Consider the following 18,249-nt stretch of genomic DNA (forward strand, 5'->3'; position numbering starts at 1 on the left):
AAGATTAGCGGGCCTACGAACTATAGACTGCAGCAATGGCACCTTTGTCATAAGCGTTCACAAAAAAAATACCAATCGCAATAGTGATCAACTTTCAGAGCAATGTCAGCAGCATCATAGTGCATCATACAAAGCTGTAAGTGATTGTCTCAAAGGCAGTATCGATATCATTCCCTAAAGTTACTGATGTGAAAGCAATAAAATGGCTAACACAGATAACGTCAGAGCGTTACTTCACAGTACGCCAACATAAGAATAAATTAATAAAGGAATATCGATATGAATATAACAAACTGTAAAAAAAATACTTTGCATTGGCCTGGGTTCTGAGTGAAAAAACAAATTACGCCATAGAACTGCAAGAGAAGTTACTCAATACGGACATACTTTTCATACAAAAAAGCATAAATAATATTTCACAGCTACAATTCAGAGACACGCCAAATTTAATTATTATTGATGCCATCAACAATGATTTTGAGCGCATAACGCTCGCAAAAAATGCGTTATCATTTCGGTTTATTCTGCAACAGACAACACCTCCAGCATTCATTGCAATCATTAACAGTGAATTTGAGCGAAAAAAGCAGTTATTTGATATTGGTATTACTGATTACATCAGCTGTCCATTCATCAGTAAAGAGATAGACTATCGAATAAAACACATACTGCATACAGACAAAAACACAAAAAACACACCGATAAAGAATGTTCCCTTCACTGAGAGAAGAGACATCGGTACGATCAGGCATTCCATGGATTCACAGCTCATACTAATTGAAAAGTGCATCACACACCTCAATGACGCGATATCTGAAGATATCAAGTTAGAGACACTCTGTCGGGTACTTGGTACAAACAGAAACAAACTGAACCAGGTGTTTAAAGATCATTTAGGCATGACTGTCTTCGAGTGGTTGCGAAAACAAAGGATGCATAAAGCAGCAGAGTTGCTCGAAACATCATCACTCAACATTGTACAAATCGCAGAAAAAGTGGGATATATGGATTCGAATAACTTCTCAACTGCATTTAAGCGAATCTACCATCACTGTCCGAGTCAGTTTAGAAAGAATTTTAAATCCTCAATTCAGGATTAAAGCACCACAGAAATCACCATAAACCATGAGTCGCTCAAAGATTCAGGTGATTTTATCAAAGGAAAAGAGGCTAACATTGCCTAACATTAAATTGTTCTGAGAAAGTCATTTTCAACGTCTAAGAACAAGATAGGAAAATTCACTACAACGTCAAAAGGAACTTTATCATGGCAATTAACGTACAACAAACAGGCCCCATCAATAATTTATTCCCTGGCTCACCCAATGTGTTTAACAACAATCAGAAAGAAGCGGTTTACAATGTCATCGGACAACTGACCTATGCAGATATTTACCGTAATAATGCAGGCACCATTGTCCAAAACCAAATTATGCGTCTGGACATGCAGGGCACCTTTATGCAAGGTAACTATCGTTTTCATAATCTTCAGGTTCAGGTCAATGGCGTGAATGGCAATAGCACTGTTGCTCACGTCAATGTATCTGAAGAAACAATGACGAACGATCAACCCAATCAGCAAGGGGTATTAAGGAAAGTGCAATCAGCACTGAATCAAAGCTTTGATCATGCCGACAGCTATCAGGTGACGGGTACAGCGCCATAGCCCATCCGTCTCCTGCCACAAGTAAAGAGCCCATTCAATGGGCTTTTTTATTGAAAGAACAAAGTCCATCACATTAAAAAACGAACACCAAGATATCAAAAAGAAAATAAGGTATGAAACAAAGGTTTCCAGTAAAAAATAGTATTACCTTTAACGTGTGCCTGAAAACTCAAGCACCTTAACCAACGAATACAAACGTCAGTTAATCGATGAGGAAAATAATATGTCACAGTCACAAATCAACTTAAACTTCATTAACCGCTCTAATGATGTCAACAACAGCGAAGTGGTTATTTTCCAGAAAAATGTCGCCGAGAGTTTTGACGAAATCGCCATTGCCTGGCGTGTTATCCAAAACTGCGGGCGTAATGATAACCATCCTTTCGTTTATCCTTTGAAATTTGAAGTCTGCGCAAGTGACTCCTTTGGGAACTATACCCCCCAAATGACAGCTTACGATGGTCAGGCTTATGAAATGGTCAAAGATACTTCCGGTGATGTCCTGCGGCTTGCCAGTTCACCCGCCGTATCTCAACAAGAAGTCGAAGTGCGTAATAACCTGAGCAGTGGTTCGATCAATGCCAATATCTATCGTGACGGAAAGCTGCTGGCTGCTAAAACCAATGTTTCTCCGGGTCAGAAAGGGGTTTTCCAATTCCATCCAAGCATTTTCGTCGGGGTTGTTTCCCAGGTGATCGAAGGGGAAGTGATGAATTCTGCGATTATCCAGCAAGTGAACACTGAAATTAACCTGTTCGGCATTCAAAGTGCCGATCTTGTGATGACCGGTGGTGGTTCAGGGCCAACAGCTTCACCATTTGAATTCCATCTGGAAAACATCAACAAATAAGCATCATTAACCCAGGTGTTACAGCTGTGACTGTAACACCTGCTTCAATTCCTTTTTTCTGCGAAGAGGCATGATCATGACAGACATTCAAACAACCTCAGCTTCTCACACTTGGCAATCTGGCGACTGGAAAGATAAACCCAATAGTCAAGCACCATATAATGGCATCCAGATCACCGGTATTCCGCAATATAGTGATAACGGCACGTTTATCTCAGCAGCCATCACCATTACAGATTACACGAATAATCCGGCAGGTATCAGCAGTCATATTCAGGCATTAACGACCGAACAAGGACAAACAGACATTCCTGCACCTGAAGCGCCGGTCGGTTCCGCTGAGCCTGAGGCTGACAAAAGCAGTGAAACATCAACTTCAGCGCCTGAGAGTACGCCAGATAACAGCGAGGCAACAACTGTCGCCACATCAGAACAAACCAGCACTGAGCCGGATAACAATCAGGATACACAATCTGATTCAAATGGTGAGAGTAATAACGCCTTTACCGCCAAAGGATGGGTGGCACTGGAAAGTAATACCATGGACATTTTTCTTCGGGTTCATTTTATGTACGGTCTCGATCCAGTTCAAAAAGAAGAACTCGGCTACATTATGGGCTTCAGTACTTTATTGAAAAGTAATGACTGATACGTTCGCCGTCCAGCGAAGGAGGAAGTATGCAAACGGATATTTGCTTTCGAAATTTATCACTGAACACTCATTTACCGAGTGTCACCATCTTTCAGAGAAATCATCTGAATGAAGAAGCAAGGTCCATCGCATGGAAAGTCATACCACACTGCCAGTACAGATGGCGTCATCCTTTCAGTATCGAAAGGAAATACAGTTACCGGCTCTGTGATGATCAGGGGAATTACAGTATTGTCAGAGATTTATTTCCGGAGAAACTTCCCCATCACGACGAACAGGGCCTGCTCATTACTCAGGACACCAACATTATTTGTGTGAGGAAAACCATCAATAATAAGTATACAGGCATTCAGTTACTGAAAAACAATCGCATCATTGCGGGTCACCCTTTAAGCACTCACTGCCACACGTCGTTTCGGCTGACAGACGAGTTTTATATCGCGGCAGATCTGCGGACATCACAAGGAAAGCGCATACACCCTATCAATATAAACATGAGTCTGGCAAGGTTTGATATTTACAACAAAACCCGCATCGACATTACGATGACGGGCGGACAACCGGGGGCTGAGTCCAGCCCCCTGACGTTTCAGATTGTATCTGTTTAAGAGACTATATCCACACCCGATTTGGCAAGGTACGACGCCATTTCTTCCGGTGGCACCATGCCACCGCCCGTTGCCCAGACAAGATGAGTGGCATTGCGCATTTTCTGCTGATCCAGCCGCATTCGAACGGCATAGTCATGCGCTCGGCTGACATGCACGGGACCGGGCATACCCGCCAAAGCAGACGGCTCAAGCTCAATGCCCTCACTGTGCGCTAACTGTCCCAGTAAACGGTACATGTGCGCATCCGACAGCGTGAAATACCCGTCCAGCATTCTTTCCATCGCCCGCCCCACAAAGCCTGACGCCCTACCCACAGCAAGACCGTCGGCGGCCGTTAAGTTATCCAGGCCAATATCCTGGACAGAGATTGCATCGTGCAATCCTGTATGCACGCCCAGCAACATACAGGGCGAATGGGTCGGTTCCGCAAAAATACAGTGGACGTGATCGCCAAACGCCATTTTTAATCCGAAGGCAACACCACCCGGCCCGCCCCCGACGCCACATGGCAGGTAAACAAACAGCGGGTGCTTATCGTCAACAGTAATTCCCTGCGCTTCAAATTGCTTTTTCAGACGCTCTCCGGCCACAGAATAGCCAAGAAACAAAGTCCGGGAGTTTTCATCATCAATAAAAAAGCAGCGCGGATCTTTCTCTGCTTCTTTGCGCCCTTTTTCGACCGCAACGCCATAATCCTGCTCATACTCCACCACATTCACGCCATGTTCTCTGAGTTTTTGCTTTTTCCACGCTCTGGCATCGGCTGACATGTGAACCGATACAGAAAAACCCAGCTTGGCACTCATGATGCCGATCGACATCCCCAGATTGCCTGTCGAACCTACCGCTATACTGTACTGACGGAAAAAGTCCCTGAAAGTATCCGAATACAATTGACTGTAATCATCAGATACAGATAACAGTCCGGCTTCTGTCGCCAGCTTTTCAGCATGCGCCAGCACTTCATAAATACCGCCCCGCGCTTTAATCGAACCGGAAATCGGCAGATGACTGTCTTTTTTCAGCATCAAACGACCCGCAATCTCAGTGCCATAATGCGCTTCAAGGCACTGCTTCATCGCTGGGATATCAACCAGCTCAGACTCAATGAAACCGTGTGTCTTTGCCGTTTCAGGAAATGCCAGGGCCAGAAAAGGCGCAAATCTCGCTAGTCTGTCACTGGCATCCTGAATGTCCTGAACATCCAAACCGACGTAAGGTAAGGCTTCACTGACACAGGTCACAGCCGGGTTAAACCAGCACACTTCCTCCAAAGCGATCAATTGATTGAGTAATGGATGATCAACCTTAAGCTTTTCCACATCAATGAGAGTCATGGCAGGTTCCTTCAATGTTGCCGACGATTGTTAACTGGCAGAGAAACCCCGATTCTATGCGGTGTCAAAGTGTCTGAAAAGATGTCGAGACAGAAATCAAAAAAACAGCGCCAAAAAAGCCACCTTTCTGGTGGCTCACTTACTATAGTGTCTCTTCAAGTGGCATGAGGCGCCATAACGTAGCGACACTACTGTCAGCAATAGTGACCAGATAATTGGTGTCGCCAACAATTAAAGTAAATAGAATAAATTGATAGTCATCGCGATCGAAAGTTGCATCTGAACATCCTGTCACAGATGCAGCATCATCTCGGTAATAATGTTTTTTCTGGTACACAGTTCCTGAAATCGTACAGCCACCATTAATCGTAAAGTTGCCCGCTACATCAATAGAAAATGTATCGCCCGTCTCTGAATTCGTATAAGTACCATCAAGGGTTTCAAGAGATAGACTGCCACTGTTTCGATCGAGACTGTATGACGTAAGTTGATCGTTAATAACGCCCATAAAAGAAACTGACTGCCGATAGAAGGTCAGCGTGACACTGTCTTCCATGTTCATGGAATACGCCGAGCTTGAAAGGTAGGAAATACCTGTTGCCGTCATCCTGGTACCACTTATCGTATGCGATGTATTCATCACAACAGCGCTGTCATCAGTATCCAGCAACACAAAACCACCATCTTCAGTGTCTTCATCAACCATCATGACAACATTATTATCAACGTCGACATAAATGCCATCAATATCAATAGACGTTGTGGTATCTGAATCACTGTGACTCGTGTCATTATTGCTCGTTGTGTTGCTATTATTCATCAGATTATCTTGGTTTATCACTGGCCCAGTGCTATCACCGCCACAAGCGGTCAACATTAAAGACAGTAATACCATGCTTAACATTTTTGTTTGCTTCATAGCATCCCTTTTAAATATCTATTGATATAACCATTAATTTTTCCCATGGTTTATATGCGAACATTTTCAATAAAAAATTAACTCAGGGAGTTCACACCTTATCTATTTAAACAAAACACATTTTAACTATGAATAAAAATACATTTATTCATCCGTATAAAAAATATTCATCAAAGCAATGAAATAAATCAAGAGTCATTATGAATAAGACTAAAAATGTGTTTCGCTTCTGCAACGCATCGTCTGAAATGATTCTGCCGATCGATAACAACAACTACTCAACAAGCACTGATTAGCAGTATCAGCGATACCGCATAAACTCAGACAGCCCAGACGCCACAAAAATAACACATAGATCACAATTTATTAACATTTATGCACACAAGCGCAAAGTAAACACTATGATTCCAACTCATCGGAGGTCTAACAAGGAGAGTTACATTGAAACAATTCATCAGTTTCTTCATCTGTTGTATCGCAGCCTTTACCTGTCAGGCTGGGAGCAGTACTACCGGTGTAGCAGGAAAAGGCTATACCGAGACCCAATATCCCATCGTCCTGGTTCATGGACTGTTTGGTTTTGATTCTCTGGCAGGGATCGATTACTTCTACGGTATCCCACATGCACTGAATAAAGACGGCGCGACTGTTTATGTTGCTCAGGTTTCTGCCACCAACAGCACTGAATTACGCGGTGAGCAGCTATTGGCACAAGTAGAAGACGTTTTGGCCATCAGCGGCGCAGAAAAAGTGAACCTGATCGGACACAGCCACGGTGGGCCTACTGCACGTTACGTGGCTTCAGTAGCACCTGAACTGGTGGCGTCCGTGACCAGTATCGGCGGTGTGAACAAAGGATCGCGCATTGCAGATATTGTCCGGGGCACAGTACCGGAAGGCTCACTGCCGGAAGGTATTGCCGTTGAACTGGCACAGGGACTGGTCACCTTGATCAATCTGTTGTCCGGCGGCAGTGAATTACCACAAGACCCGCTTGCCTCACTAGCCGCGCTCACCACTGAAGGTTCATTGGCATTTAATCAGAAGTACCCGGAAGGCATCCCCACCACCCGATGCGGTGAAGGAGATTATGTCGCCGACAATGGCGTGTATTACTTCTCGTGGAGTGGGACGAGCAATTTCACCAATGCGCTGGACCCGACCGATGCGGCAATGACAGTACTGGGTCTGGCGTTTGACGAGCCGAATGATGGGCTGGTCGGACGTTGCAGTTCACACCTGGGCAAAGTGATACGTGATGATTATCAAATGAATCATCTTGATGAAATCAATGGCTTGCTGGGCATTACGCATTTGTTCGAAACCGCACCAACCACACTTTACCGCCAGCATGCGAACCGTTTACAACAACAAGGCTTATAAATCATGAAAAAGACCGTACTGTCACTCATTGGTGTAGTCGCAGCGGCAAGTGCGGTCTGTTTCTACGACCCAACGATCTCCGATGCACCCGCTATACAAGTGCCTTCCCAGCAAGACACCAAGGTAGACACTTATTCATCTCGCGATACGTTTGATTATTTTCTGTCAGGACTTGGAGAAGCAGATCTTGAAACCCTCAAGGCACATTTCAACACTTACAATGCCGGTCAGCCGAATGCTTATCAGCTGGACAACGACTTGTTTGAGCGATTCATTCAATATCGGATGGCACTGAGCAATATTAACCCCGATACCCGGTATCCATTACATACGGAAAGCCTGCAGCGATTGAACGATCAGGTGATGCAAACCCAGTCTGCCTTTTTCAGTGCCGAAGAACAACAAAAGCTGTTTGGTGAAGAAAATATGCAGCGGCAACTCGCCTTGCGGCAACTTGAATTAAAAGATCACATGATCAATCAGGACGATTACGACGCTGCCTGGGAACAGGAAATCAATACCCTTCCCCCAGTCATGCAGCAGAGCTACCGAAATGCAGCAATTTTGTCTCAGCTTCAAGCCACAAACGGATTAGACGAACAGGAGAAGTATCTGAGACAACAAGCATTAGTGGGGGCAGAAGCTGCTGACAGGCTGGTAACTTTGCGTCAAGCACGTGCAGATTTTGAAATAAAGCTGGCGCACTATTTTCAGCAGCGAGATGTGATTTTAACGGATAACAACCTGGCAAAAGAACAAGCGCAGCAGGCGTTACATGAACTCAGGCAGACCTCATTTTCCGCAAGCCAGATCCGACGTGTCCAGGCTCTGGAATCGATTCGGGATAATCAGCTCGTTGCTCAAAGTCAGTAAACAGAATATGCCCCGGCTATCCGGCCAGGGCAAACTAGCATTAGAACATCAGTCTTTTTTGGGACGTTTGTTTTTCGGAACGTAGTTCAGCACAGTGACAGGGACAGGTTTTTTCGGTGCGAAACCTTCGACTTCCCGACGCTCAATCAAATGCCCGAGACGACTTTCAATCATGCACAGGTTTTTGAAGTTATCTTTTGACACAAAAGAGATTGCTTCACCGGCCGCATCTGCACGTCCGGTTCGACCAATTCGGTGGACGTACTCATCTGCCGGGAAAGGCAAATCGTAATTGACCACACGTGGCAATTCTTCAATATCGATCCCACGGGCACCAACGCCAGTCGCGATCAGATATTTAATCTTGCCTGCTTTAAAATCGGCCAGTAACTGTGCTCGTATCGCCTGACTACGCCCGCTGTGAAACGCTTCGGCTTCAATACCGCGCTTTTCAAGCTGAGAGGCCAGCTTCGCTGCACCATGTTTGGTTTCAATAAAGATCAGCGCCTGATCCCACTGGTTTTCCAGAATCAGATGACTTAAGAGCGCAGATTTCTTGTCTTTATCGACCGTCACCAACCATTGCGTAATATTCGCTTTTGATGCCTGATTCGCCGCGATACTGATTTCGTACGGATTCTCGACGACGGATTTTGCCAGATCCCGCACCTTGTTCGACAAAGTGGCAGAAAACAGCAGAAACTGAATATTTTCCGGCAGACGATCCAGGATTTTATTGATGGCTTCGATGAAGCCCATATCCAGCATGCGATCGGCTTCATCCAGCACCACCATCTCGATCTCTTCGAAATATACAGCACGCTGACCATACATATCGATCAAACGGCCCGGCGTTGCCACCAGCACATCCACGCCATCGATCAGCCGTTGCTTTTGCTGCTGCTCATCGACACCGCCATACATCGCCAGCGACGTCAAACCCAGGTGCTTACCATAATGGGTGACTTTTTCTTCCACCTGCATCGCCAGCTCACGGGTTGGCACCAGAATAAGGGCACGAACGCGCTTTTTACGCTGGGTCTGACCTTGACTCAGTCTTTCCAGTATTGGCAACACAAAACTGGCTGTTTTACCTGTACCTGTCTGGGCGGCAGCAATCAGATTCTGCCCTTCCAGTATCACAGGGATGGCTTTCGCCTGAATCGTTGTCGGTTTTGTGTAACCCAGCTCGGCCACTGCTTTATTCAGTGGTGCACTAAGTCCGAGAGTAGAAAATGGCATGTATCGCCCCTGGTTGATCTGAACGCGGTAAAAGTAGAGCAGCCCCTACATCAAGCGCGGGAGTTTACCACGGAGTCTGCTGACCAGTGAGAAGAATTATCTCCCGATTTCCCTCCCTGAATATTGAGAGGGAAGCCGAGGCTAAATCAAACCCTTTAAACAACGTCTGTGCCCGCTTCATCTTCCGGCACAATATCGGTTTCCTGCAGCGCATCTTTCAGCCAGGCTTTGACCGGCGCTGACTGCAGCACTTTGTCCATATAGAGCTTGCTGAGATCGGACACTTCAATGCCATATGTTCTGAAACGAAGCACGACAGGTGCATACATACAATCGGCAATACTCCACTCACCAAAAAGCCAGCCGCCATTGTCGCTATATTTCAGCATCTGCTCGCGCCAGATCTGATCAATCCGTGCGACATCATGCTGCGCCGCTTCAGACAACTCAATGTGCCGTCGGGCACGGCAGTTCATGGGCATTTCATTGCGCAGTGCCGTAAAGCCAGAATGCATTTCACAACTGATTGCCCGAGCCTTTGCCCGCTCGACCTTATCCTGCGGCCAGGCACGTCCCTGACAGTAAGCTTCGTTGATGTACTCACAGATCGCCAGCGAATCCCAAACCGTGACATCACCATCGATTAACACAGGGACTTTCGCGGCCGGCGAGTAAACCTCCAGCGTGCGGTAAAAATTGTCACTAAACAGCGTGAGCTTGTTTTCATGGAACGGTATACCATTCTGAACCAGCATCAGCCAGCCACGAAAAGACCAGCTTGAATAGTTTTTATTGCCGATAATCAATTGCATCTTTTGTCCTCATACTGGGTCGTCTTGAACGTTTCAGTACACCTTACGCCTTTGCTGCTATGCTGACTAACGCATAATTTTGATATCTCCTATCAGGATTCAGAATGGATATTCATCACTTTTCCTGAAGTCATCCAATACGCCCACTCAGAACTCATATGCCGGGATCACTCCGTCTTATTTTTCACACGTTTTACTGACCGGCATTTAATATTTTTGCGACTCGCCCTGCAATTGATAAATCGCCTGTAAAAAGAGTGAAAATGACAGGCCAAAACGGCATTCAGACTGAGATTAAATCATTCACATCAATAAGTTAGCTCTGTACAATCGCTCAACATCCTCTCTTCAATCAACACACTATGTCGCTCAATCACAATAAATCCAAACGGTTTGTTAAAGCGGGTTATCAACCACTGGAAGATTATAGCCCGCCGAATAAGTCATCAGTCACTGCATCCAGTCATACCCGGCAACCTGTCGCTGAGTACGTATGTAACCTTCTGATTTATTGTTCTTTGGATGAACTCGGCAGCTTGCAGACAGGCTGCTGGACGCTGAAACGTACCGCCACAGAAAATGCGGTGACAACCTGGCAAAAATCACCGGGAAAGAACGGGCACAGCCTGCTGACCGCATCTTGTGCAGAGCAGGAGGAAAAGCAACTTCTGCATGAGGTTTTCCAGCAGGCGGGATTCGCATCCTCTTATCGTATTCAGCCTCAGCCAACAAATACCGGCCATATCAACGCAGAGTTTGTGCCGGTGAAGTTAGCCGTGCAGTTGGAAAAATGGCTCGGCTGGCCCACCCTTGGCTACTTTTATTATTTTTGCGACAACAAGCTGACCAGAGAATGTAAGCTGACCGGTGAAGACAGATGGAGCTTTCAGTTCACCCGTTCTGACGCCACCACACTGACCGACGAGTTATTGTCTGACCATCACTACAGCAGCCTGCTGCTGCCTTATCAAATCGAAGGACAGCCCGTTTCAGGTCAGTACATTCTGTTTCGCAAACAAAAGCTCTCTGGCGACGAGTTTGCCCGTCTCTCACCAACCTGGCTGGAAGCGCATGCTGTGGCGCTGGATATGCAGAGTATTGTTGCCAGCCGCACACAGGCACTGCTTGAGCGCAGCACTCAGGACACCGCACCGCCAGAAAATACCGCAGCGAAAACACATCACACCGTCAAAATGCAGCCAGATACAAGGCAGCGTGAAAGCTGGTCGGAGATTGCAGAACAATACGGTCTGACGGCCCGGCAGTTACTGGATCTGAACCCGCAGTACAGTGAGGATCCCCTGAAACTCCAAATCGGCGATTCCCTGCAAATCACCGAGCTGAACAGGGACACACAACCCAAACAACCTGATAGTCCCTCCCCACTCACCGGCATTGAAACCGGTAAAGGGTATCCGTTCGGCAATGTCTGGGGCACCTATACCCAGCGTTATATGATGCCGAATCTGCTGCATATTCAGGAAAACAGTCAGATTCTCGCCCAAACCCCGGTTGTCAATACCACGCAGATAAAACAGCGCATCCTGCGAATCGGCGTCTTCTTCGACGGCACCGGCCAGAACAAAGACAATGACTTGTACAAAGAGACCTATGGCAATAAATCCCGTTCGAATATTGGGCGGTTATTCGAGGCTTATCCTGATGTAAAGGAAGAATCATATGCTATCTATGTATCGGGAGTTGGTACTGTTGATGGTGCCCATCAAGATCCTGGTGAGATTGATGATGGCGATGATGAAAAAACCTTTGGCCAAGCACTGGGTGTCTTTGATACAACAGGCGCCTTCGCCAAATGGCAAAACTTGCTCAAACAGCTCGCTAACATTATTAAGAAGTTAGATACAGAAGGCTCTTATGATGCAATAACCCATATTGAATTTGATGTCTTCGGCTTCAGTCGTGGTGCGGCTTTAGCCCGCCATTTTGTCAATGCTGCCTTAAAGGGTCTTCCCGATTACACACGCAGACGTCGAGGGAAAGATTCTCTCGGTATCACCCCCAACCTGTTAGGAACAGAAGACCCTCACTGGTTTAACAGTGAGCAAGGCTATGAACTGGATACCTCACGGCAAGTCAGTGTCCGATTTGTCGGACTGTTCGACACGGTCGGTTCATTTTACTGGCCCGGCAATGCCGATGAAGGCAACTTCCAACTTGTACTACAGCCTGATTGTGCGCAAAGCGTTGTGCAGTTGTGCGCACATCACGAATTTCGCGTGAACTTTCCATTAACGACACTGAAAACCAAGGGTACACTGCCAGACAACTTTTATGAGGAAGTCTTCCCTGGTGCACACTCGGATGTCGGTGGTGGCTATTCCGCCATTGAACAGTACAATAAAAAAGGCCTGGACGAACGATATGAATTCCCCATGCTCACGACTTACAACAGAGAATGGATCAAATCAGAATCACTGGTCGGTAAAGTAATTCATACCAGTGACGGAGTGAGAACGGTTCCGGATAACCCAGACAGTAAATTGATTCCATACCTAGAGTTCTTCATAGCTGAGAGAGAGCCAGGTTGGATACAGCACTGCCAGGAATCGTATGGGCAATATGGTGCGATCAAACGAGATAAAGCCATGTTGCATTATTACCGCCTGCAACCGGTCAACAACGCACTATCCGGTCTAACTCAGGAACGCATGAAACAACAGGCGGAAAGCATCGGGATAAAATGGATTGCATCCGCTTACGAGCAACCCAAAGACTTTGTCACAGACGACGATATTCAGCAACTTTGGCAGAAACTAGCCGTTCTTCCGGTGGGGAGCATCTCACAAGAGCACTGGCAAGCCAACGTAGAAAAACACGGTCACAAATGGATCCATCGCCCACATGACGCACTCATTAACCCTGGTTACTTTGAGGTTTATGAGTGGCTTGTGAATAAACCTAATCGAAACGATGACGATAAAATAGTAAGGGAAATATTCGAAAATGCTTAAATGGTTAACCATATTATTGGGTTCGTGCATAGCTCTCTCTGCATGTTCATTCTCCCCTTTTACTGAAAATTTTGCAGAGATTGGAAATGCAGGAAGTACCACTGGTCCGCATATTATTAAACGGATGACTGTGACCGATACAAATGGCGGCCGGACAAATTTTGCTTATGGTGCAGTTAGTAGTTACCCAGGTAAAAGTGCAGACATTGGAGCAATTGGTATACCCAACTTCATTCAAGGGTATTGGTCTAAAGGCTGGGATAGCTATGAAAAGTACTACCATATTACGGCCTCAATCGACAGTAAACTGGCAGAAAAGAAAATCAGCACATTAAGAGACTATTACAAAAATCACGGGGATTCTCTGGCAGCTATGGAACTTACTGTTGATGGCCCGCGTGTTCGTCTCATTTATACATTGAGTTGTTATACAAAATTTGATGACTGCACCCCCAGAAAGAACGCCGATCCTAACGGTTGGGTCGTCCGCTCACCCGATAACACCACAGAAGTTGTCGTTCTCTTCGACGGCACGGGTGAAGCTTCCGATACGCCTTTTCCTGGCTCTCCTTACGATAAATGAATAACAAACTTTTTATCATACCCCTGATATACAGCCTGTTTGTAGGCTGTTCCAACAAACCAGCATCTATTGCTTCGATTGGAACTGCAGGAAGCACAACCGGTTATCACAGCATCAAATTGATGTATATAGAAGATACACAAGATGGAGGAGCCAGTTTTGCTCATGGTGCAGTAAGTAGCTATTCGGGAGCTAGTGCTGATATCGGCAGTATTGGAATTCCTAAGCACATTGACGGCTACTGGGCCAAATATCATGCTGACGAAGATGAATTGATTGCTTTTTATCGTATCTCTACACTCATTGACAGCAATCTGGCAAAGCAAAAAATTGAAACACTGCGTAATTACTGCAAAAACCATAGAACATTGAACACAAGGATTAGAGTTGTCGTAGACAGTGAAAGAGTGCGTGTTTTATATTCGATGAATTGTTATTCATATCGTATGGATTGCACCCCCAGAAATAACGCCGATCCTAACGGTTGGGTCGTCCGCTCACCGGATAACACCACCGAAGTTGTTGTACTCTTCGACGGCACGGGTGAAGCCTCCGATACGCCGTTTCCTGGTTCGCCATACGATAAATGAATAACAAGCCCTTTATCCTCTTCATGTTTTGCAGCCTGTTAACAGGCTGCTCAATGGCCTCAACTCCTATAGCCTCGATTGGCATAGCAGGCAGCACTACCGGTTACCACAGTATTAGAGTCATGAATGTAAAAGATACAACAGGTGCAAATGCAGGCTTTGGCTATGGTGCAGTAAGCAGTTACAGCGGAAAAAGTGCAGATATTGGTGCTATCGGCACGCCTGCTAAAATCACAGGGTTTTGGGCTAAATACAATATAGAAGGCGATAAATTTACAGCGTTTTACAATATAAGCAAACAAATAGACAGCAAGCTTGCAGGGCTAAAAATTAATGCTCTTCGAGAGTATTACAAGAGCTTTAAAACAGCAAACACTGCAATGCAGTTAATTGTAGACGGCCCTCGCGTTCGCCTTCTATACACAATGAATTGCTTTTCAAAGCTGGATGATTGCACCCCCAGAAATAACGCCGACCCTAATGGTTGGGTCGTCCGCTCACCTGATAACACCACCGAAGTTGTTGTACTCTTCGACGGCGCGGGTGAATCTTCCGATACGCCATTTCCTGGCTCGCCCTATGATAAATAAAACAGGCCTGACGACGTCTTCCACTGAAAGAATAGAGAAAACCCCTTAAACCTTGTTTCACTGGGCCTTTGCCTGTCCAAAAGACATTCATTCTCTGCACCTCACCTGACACAAACACAGGCTGCCTCGATAGCTGCCTGTGTTTATTGCTGGGTTTGGCTTCGTGACATTTTGGCCGCACTCGCTGTATGCTTGCCTGACTCTTTCATGTCAATGGATTTCGTCAGGGACGCTTATGGATATTGATGCGCTGCGCAGCTTTCTCGCTTTTATTGATACCGGAAGTTTCACCCGGGCTGCAAAACAGACTTTCAGAACCCAGTCTGCCATCAGTATGCAGATGAAAAAACTGGAGCAGGAATTAGAGAAGTGCCTGTTTCAACGTGAAGGCCGTCAATTGGTGTTAACGCACGAAGGGCAACAGTTAGCCAGTTATGCCCGGCGGCTGTTAAGTCTTCATGACGAGGCCGTAACCAGCCTGAAATCAAACGCTGACACCCAACCTTTGCTGATCGGTTGTCCGGACGATTATGCAGAAACCTTGCTGCCGCACCTTGTTTTCCTGATTCGCGAGCAACTTGGCCCGGTTCAGATACACATCACCTGTGCGTCCAGCGTGCGTTTAAGACAATTGATGGATAAAGGCGAATTAGATGCCGCCATGCTGACGCGGCATCCGGATTCGGAAGAAGGCCACTTTCTGATGCACGATCAGGGCGTCTGGTATGGCACAGCACAAGTCGATTTGCTTCAGCGTCGTCCACTGCCAATTGCACTTTTTCAGGCAGACTGTAAATTCCATGCCGCAGCGCTGGATGGCTTGATGAAACAGGAAATCAGCTTCGATCTGATCAGTTGCAGCAGCAGTGCGACAGCACAACGCGGCATGGTGCGGGCCGGGCTGGCCATCGGGGCCATGGCACGCAGCAGTATGGCGCCGGATTTACAAGTTTTGAATGCGGATTGGCTGCCGCCATTACCGAATATTGATATCGTGCTGGCGCTGGCTTCCCGGTCGCAGTCCCGGCTGACCGCTCAGCAGGCTAAATTAATCAGCCATGCGTTTCAGCGCAATCCACCCGAGATTCCATGTGAGTCACAGCCGATGGCAAAACCACGCGGCATCACACTCATGAAAACTGCAATCAAATGTGAATAGCACTCGCCTGCCGCTTTATTTTGTGGCATTGTCCCGCGACAGAAAACTGCGATACACATGACCTGAAGATAATAAGACGATGCCCGAAAATCAGCCCAAATGGATGTCCATCCTGACGAAAATCACTGTTTACCTGTCGCTGCTGATGTTGGTCATTGGTGGCGGACTCGCCTTGTACGCGATCGTGTATGGCCCCTAGTTTATCGGCAATATTTTACGAGCCAGTCATTCACGGGCCATTACGGCCCGTGTTATCTGGAATCTCCATCAAATGAACAAGCGGTAACTACATTCTCATACCGCCATCCACTTCCAGTACCCGTCCGGTGAAATAGTCATTTTCCAGAATGAATTTCACCGCATGCGCAATTTCTTTGGCCTGACCTACACGCTTTAGCGGGATCATGTTCTCAAGCCTTTCTATCGCTTCCGGCGGCATTTGATCCGCCATTGCCGTTTTGACCACACCCGGTGCGATTGCCGCAGCGCGAATCCCATAGCGTCCCAGCTCTTTTGCCCAGCAAACAGCCATAGTGGCGACTGCGGCTTTAGAAGCAGCATAGTTGCTCTGACCAAAATTTCCGGCTCTGGCAACACTGGAAATGTTAATAATCACCCCAGGACGCTGGGTCTGGATCATGCGGGCAGCGGCCTCCCGCCCACAGAGAAACGTCCCTGTGCTGTTCACTGTCATCACGGCATTGAACTGCTCAAGCGACATTTTTGTTAATGCGCCATCTTTCACTTTAACCAGCAAGCCATCACGCAGAATACCGGCATTGTTCACCAAACCATCCAGCTGACCAAAATCGTCGATGATCTGATCAAATACCCGTTCGACCTGGTTTTCCTGTGTCACATCCGCTTCATAGGTCAGCGCTTTACTGCTTAGCATCTGGCATTGCGTTCGTGTCTGCGCGAGACCTTCCTGATTCAGATCGATCAAGGCCAAATCAGCGCCGGCCTGAGCCAGTGTCACAGCCATCATCTGCCCTAAACCCTGGCCAGCACCGGTGATTGCAATCACAGCATTTCGTAGATCCATACTGCTCTCCTTTCACTCTAATGTTGTTTGACTTCACCGTGATAAAACTCGAACAGACTGGAAAAATCGCGCTGCTCATTGCCATTCGCATTGTGGAAAGCATACAGATTACGCGCCAGTGCGCCCATGGGCACAGCCGTCTGACTTTGCAATGCTGCATCCATCCCTAATCCCAAATCTTTGAGCATCAGTTTACTCATAAACCCAGGCTGATACCCTTTACTGGCAGGCGCATTCTCCATCACGCCGGGGCAAGGATTGTAAAGCTCCAGTACCCAGTTCCGGCCAGAGCTTTGCAGCATGATGTCTGACAAGACTTTAGGATCCAGTCCGTTTTCCATGCCCAGATTAATCGCTTCACAGGCACCGGCCATTTGGACCGCCAGCATCAGGTTATTACAAATTTTCGCCATCTGCCCGGCACCGGCAGGTCCCGCATGAAAGATGTTTTTACCCACATGCTTCAGAACCATTTCCGCGCGATGAAATGCTGCATCGGTGCCACCGACGATGAAAGTCAGCGTACCGGCTTCTGCACCGGCAACACCGCCAGAGACAGGCGCATCGACAAACGCCAGCTGATGCTGCAAAGCATGGCTGGCGACTTCTTTTGCCGTTGCAGGATCAATGGTGGAAGAGTCAATCAGAAAAGTGCCGGATGAAACCAGATTGAGCAGGCCGGCTTCAGGCTGTCCTTTTGGCCCCAGATAGACATCATGGACATGCTGACCTGCCGGCAGCATGGTGATCACGGTATCGGCCCCCGTTACCGCCGCTTTCAAAGAGGACGCCACCGTAGCGCCCTCTTTTTCGAGCTTGCGGGCCGCTTCAGCATTGATATCGTAAACATTGACCTGAAAACCCGCTTTGAGTAAATTCCTCGCCATCGGGCTGCCCATGTTGCCTAGTCCAATAAATGCAATTGCTGCCATAACACACTCCTGTTCAGACGCTCTCAGCCCGGA

Annotated in this window: 18 protein-coding genes; 12 read left to right on the plus strand and 6 right to left on the minus strand. The window is 46.9% G+C overall.

Going from position 1 to position 18,249, the window contains the following annotated elements:
• Window positions 1–314: 314 nt before the first annotated feature.
• The 5 genes from LN341_RS20710 to LN341_RS20730 all read left to right on the plus strand — a co-directional run bounded on the left by LN341_RS20710 (window position 315) and on the right by LN341_RS20730 (window position 3,776).
• A complete protein-coding gene (locus tag LN341_RS20710) occupies window positions 315–1,100 on the plus strand; it encodes a helix-turn-helix transcriptional regulator (protein ID WP_234205621.1) in 786 nt (261 codons plus the stop codon).
• Between the two features lie 167 nt (window positions 1,101–1,267).
• On the plus strand, window positions 1,268–1,666 hold the full coding sequence (locus tag LN341_RS20715) for a hypothetical protein (protein ID WP_046220915.1): 399 nt from the start codon (window positions 1,268–1,270) through the stop codon (window positions 1,664–1,666).
• Between the two features lie 223 nt (window positions 1,667–1,889).
• A complete protein-coding gene (locus tag LN341_RS20720) occupies window positions 1,890–2,516 on the plus strand; it encodes a hypothetical protein (protein WP_046220916.1) in 627 nt (208 codons plus the stop codon).
• Between the two features lie 76 nt (window positions 2,517–2,592).
• Entirely contained in the window at window positions 2,593–3,165 is a 573-nt protein-coding gene (locus LN341_RS20725; RefSeq protein WP_234205623.1) for a hypothetical protein, read from the plus strand.
• 29 nt (window positions 3,166–3,194) lie between these two features.
• On the plus strand, window positions 3,195–3,776 hold the full coding sequence (locus LN341_RS20730; RefSeq protein ID WP_234205625.1) for a hypothetical protein: 582 nt from the start codon (window positions 3,195–3,197) through the stop codon (window positions 3,774–3,776).
• On the opposite strand, the gene LN341_RS20735 is transcribed toward LN341_RS20730, so the two are convergent.
• Entirely contained in the window at window positions 3,773–5,116 is a 1,344-nt protein-coding gene (locus LN341_RS20735; RefSeq protein ID WP_234205627.1) for a D-serine ammonia-lyase, read from the minus strand. The two genes, LN341_RS20730 and LN341_RS20735, sit on opposite strands and share 4 nt — an antisense overlap.
• A 142-nt stretch (window positions 5,117–5,258) precedes the next feature.
• Window positions 5,259–6,035, minus strand: a complete 777-nt coding sequence (locus tag LN341_RS20740; protein ID WP_046220920.1) for a hypothetical protein — start codon at window positions 6,033–6,035, stop codon at window positions 5,259–5,261.
• A 474-nt stretch (window positions 6,036–6,509) separates the two neighbouring features.
• Between LN341_RS20740 and LN341_RS20745 the strand changes: the two genes are divergently transcribed.
• Together LN341_RS20745 and LN341_RS20750 are read left to right on the plus strand one after the other, a co-directional pair.
• Window positions 6,510–7,418 carry a triacylglycerol lipase gene (locus LN341_RS20745; RefSeq protein WP_234206610.1) on the plus strand — a complete coding sequence of 303 codons (909 nt, stop codon included), beginning with the start codon at window positions 6,510–6,512 and terminating at the stop codon, window positions 7,416–7,418.
• A gap of 3 nt (window positions 7,419–7,421) precedes the next feature.
• Window positions 7,422–8,291: a lipase secretion chaperone gene (locus tag LN341_RS20750; RefSeq protein WP_052729986.1), complete on the plus strand. Its 870-nt coding sequence runs from the start codon at window positions 7,422–7,424 to the stop codon at window positions 8,289–8,291.
• Between the two features lie 48 nt (window positions 8,292–8,339).
• Here the strand turns inward: LN341_RS20750 and LN341_RS20755 are convergent, their stop codons facing one another.
• Both LN341_RS20755 and LN341_RS20760 read right to left on the minus strand, forming a co-directional pair.
• On the minus strand, window positions 8,340–9,533 hold the full coding sequence (locus LN341_RS20755; protein ID WP_046220922.1) for a DEAD/DEAH box helicase: 1,194 nt from the start codon (window positions 9,531–9,533) through the stop codon (window positions 8,340–8,342).
• A 155-nt stretch (window positions 9,534–9,688) separates the two neighbouring features.
• Window positions 9,689–10,345 (minus strand): glutathione S-transferase family protein, encoded by a 657-nt coding sequence (locus tag LN341_RS20760; protein ID WP_046220923.1) that lies wholly within the window; start codon window positions 10,343–10,345, stop codon window positions 9,689–9,691.
• A 362-nt stretch (window positions 10,346–10,707) separates the two neighbouring features.
• Between LN341_RS20760 and LN341_RS20765 the strand changes: the two genes are divergently transcribed.
• From LN341_RS20765 to LN341_RS20785, 5 genes are all read left to right on the plus strand, one after another.
• The gene (locus tag LN341_RS20765; RefSeq protein ID WP_234205629.1) at window positions 10,708–13,317 is read left to right on the plus strand and encodes a phospholipase effector Tle1 domain-containing protein; all 2,610 of its coding nucleotides are present in this window, start codon (window positions 10,708–10,710) and stop codon (window positions 13,315–13,317) included.
• Window positions 13,310–13,900, plus strand: coding sequence for a hypothetical protein (locus LN341_RS20770; RefSeq protein ID WP_234205631.1), 591 nt, complete (start codon window positions 13,310–13,312; stop codon window positions 13,898–13,900). Before LN341_RS20765 ends, LN341_RS20770 begins: the two co-directional genes overlap by 8 nt.
• Window positions 13,897–14,490: a hypothetical protein gene (locus LN341_RS20775; protein ID WP_234205633.1), complete on the plus strand. Its 594-nt coding sequence runs from the start codon at window positions 13,897–13,899 to the stop codon at window positions 14,488–14,490. Before LN341_RS20770 ends, LN341_RS20775 begins: the two co-directional genes overlap by 4 nt.
• Window positions 14,491–14,612: 122 nt before the next feature.
• Window positions 14,613–15,080, plus strand: a complete 468-nt coding sequence (locus tag LN341_RS20780) for a hypothetical protein (RefSeq protein WP_234205635.1) — start codon at window positions 14,613–14,615, stop codon at window positions 15,078–15,080.
• A 235-nt stretch (window positions 15,081–15,315) separates the two neighbouring features.
• Window positions 15,316–16,239 (plus strand): LysR family transcriptional regulator, encoded by a 924-nt coding sequence (locus LN341_RS20785; RefSeq protein ID WP_234205637.1) that lies wholly within the window; start codon window positions 15,316–15,318, stop codon window positions 16,237–16,239.
• A gap of 286 nt (window positions 16,240–16,525) precedes the next feature.
• Here the strand turns inward: LN341_RS20785 and LN341_RS20790 are convergent, their stop codons facing one another.
• A complete protein-coding gene (locus tag LN341_RS20790; protein ID WP_046221356.1) occupies window positions 16,526–17,284 on the minus strand; it encodes an SDR family oxidoreductase in 759 nt (252 codons plus the stop codon).
• A 17-nt stretch (window positions 17,285–17,301) separates the two neighbouring features.
• Window positions 17,302–18,216, minus strand: a complete 915-nt coding sequence (gene mmsB / locus LN341_RS20795; protein ID WP_234205638.1) for a 3-hydroxyisobutyrate dehydrogenase — start codon at window positions 18,214–18,216, stop codon at window positions 17,302–17,304.
• Between the last annotated feature and the right edge of the window lie 33 nt (window positions 18,217–18,249).

Source organism: Photobacterium sp. TLY01 (genome assembly GCF_021432065.1).
Classification (GTDB): Bacteria; Pseudomonadota; Gammaproteobacteria; order Enterobacterales; family Vibrionaceae; genus Photobacterium; species Photobacterium halotolerans_A.

Bases quoted from the DNA above. Each gene is read 5' to 3' on its own strand.
- LN341_RS20740 (WP_046220920.1), bottom strand. From the start codon at position 6,035: ATGAAGCAAACAAAAATGTTAAGCATGGTATTACTGTCTTTAATGTTG.
- LN341_RS20770 (WP_234205631.1), top strand. From the start codon at position 13,310: ATGCTTAAATGGTTAACCATATTATTGGGTTCGTGCATAGCTCTCTCT.
- LN341_RS20730 (WP_234205625.1), top strand. From the start codon at position 3,195: ATGCAAACGGATATTTGCTTTCGAAATTTATCACTGAACACTCATTTA.
- LN341_RS20735 (WP_234205627.1), bottom strand. From the start codon at position 5,116: ATGACTCTCATTGATGTGGAAAAGCTTAAGGTTGATCATCCATTACTC.
- LN341_RS20715 (WP_046220915.1), top strand. From the start codon at position 1,268: ATGGCAATTAACGTACAACAAACAGGCCCCATCAATAATTTATTCCCT.
- mmsB (WP_234205638.1), bottom strand. From the start codon at position 18,216: ATGGCAGCAATTGCATTTATTGGACTAGGCAACATGGGCAGCCCGATG.
- LN341_RS20750 (WP_052729986.1), top strand. From the start codon at position 7,422: ATGAAAAAGACCGTACTGTCACTCATTGGTGTAGTCGCAGCGGCAAGT.
- LN341_RS20775 (WP_234205633.1), top strand. From the start codon at position 13,897: ATGAATAACAAACTTTTTATCATACCCCTGATATACAGCCTGTTTGTA.
- LN341_RS20790 (WP_046221356.1), bottom strand. From the start codon at position 17,284: ATGGATCTACGAAATGCTGTGATTGCAATCACCGGTGCTGGCCAGGGT.
- LN341_RS20755 (WP_046220922.1), bottom strand. From the start codon at position 9,533: ATGCCATTTTCTACTCTCGGACTTAGTGCACCACTGAATAAAGCAGTG.
- LN341_RS20720 (WP_046220916.1), top strand. From the start codon at position 1,890: ATGTCACAGTCACAAATCAACTTAAACTTCATTAACCGCTCTAATGAT.
- LN341_RS20780 (WP_234205635.1), top strand. From the start codon at position 14,613: ATGAATGTAAAAGATACAACAGGTGCAAATGCAGGCTTTGGCTATGGT.
- LN341_RS20765 (WP_234205629.1), top strand. From the start codon at position 10,708: ATGTCGCTCAATCACAATAAATCCAAACGGTTTGTTAAAGCGGGTTAT.
- LN341_RS20725 (WP_234205623.1), top strand. From the start codon at position 2,593: ATGACAGACATTCAAACAACCTCAGCTTCTCACACTTGGCAATCTGGC.
- LN341_RS20760 (WP_046220923.1), bottom strand. From the start codon at position 10,345: ATGCAATTGATTATCGGCAATAAAAACTATTCAAGCTGGTCTTTTCGT.
- LN341_RS20785 (WP_234205637.1), top strand. From the start codon at position 15,316: ATGGATATTGATGCGCTGCGCAGCTTTCTCGCTTTTATTGATACCGGA.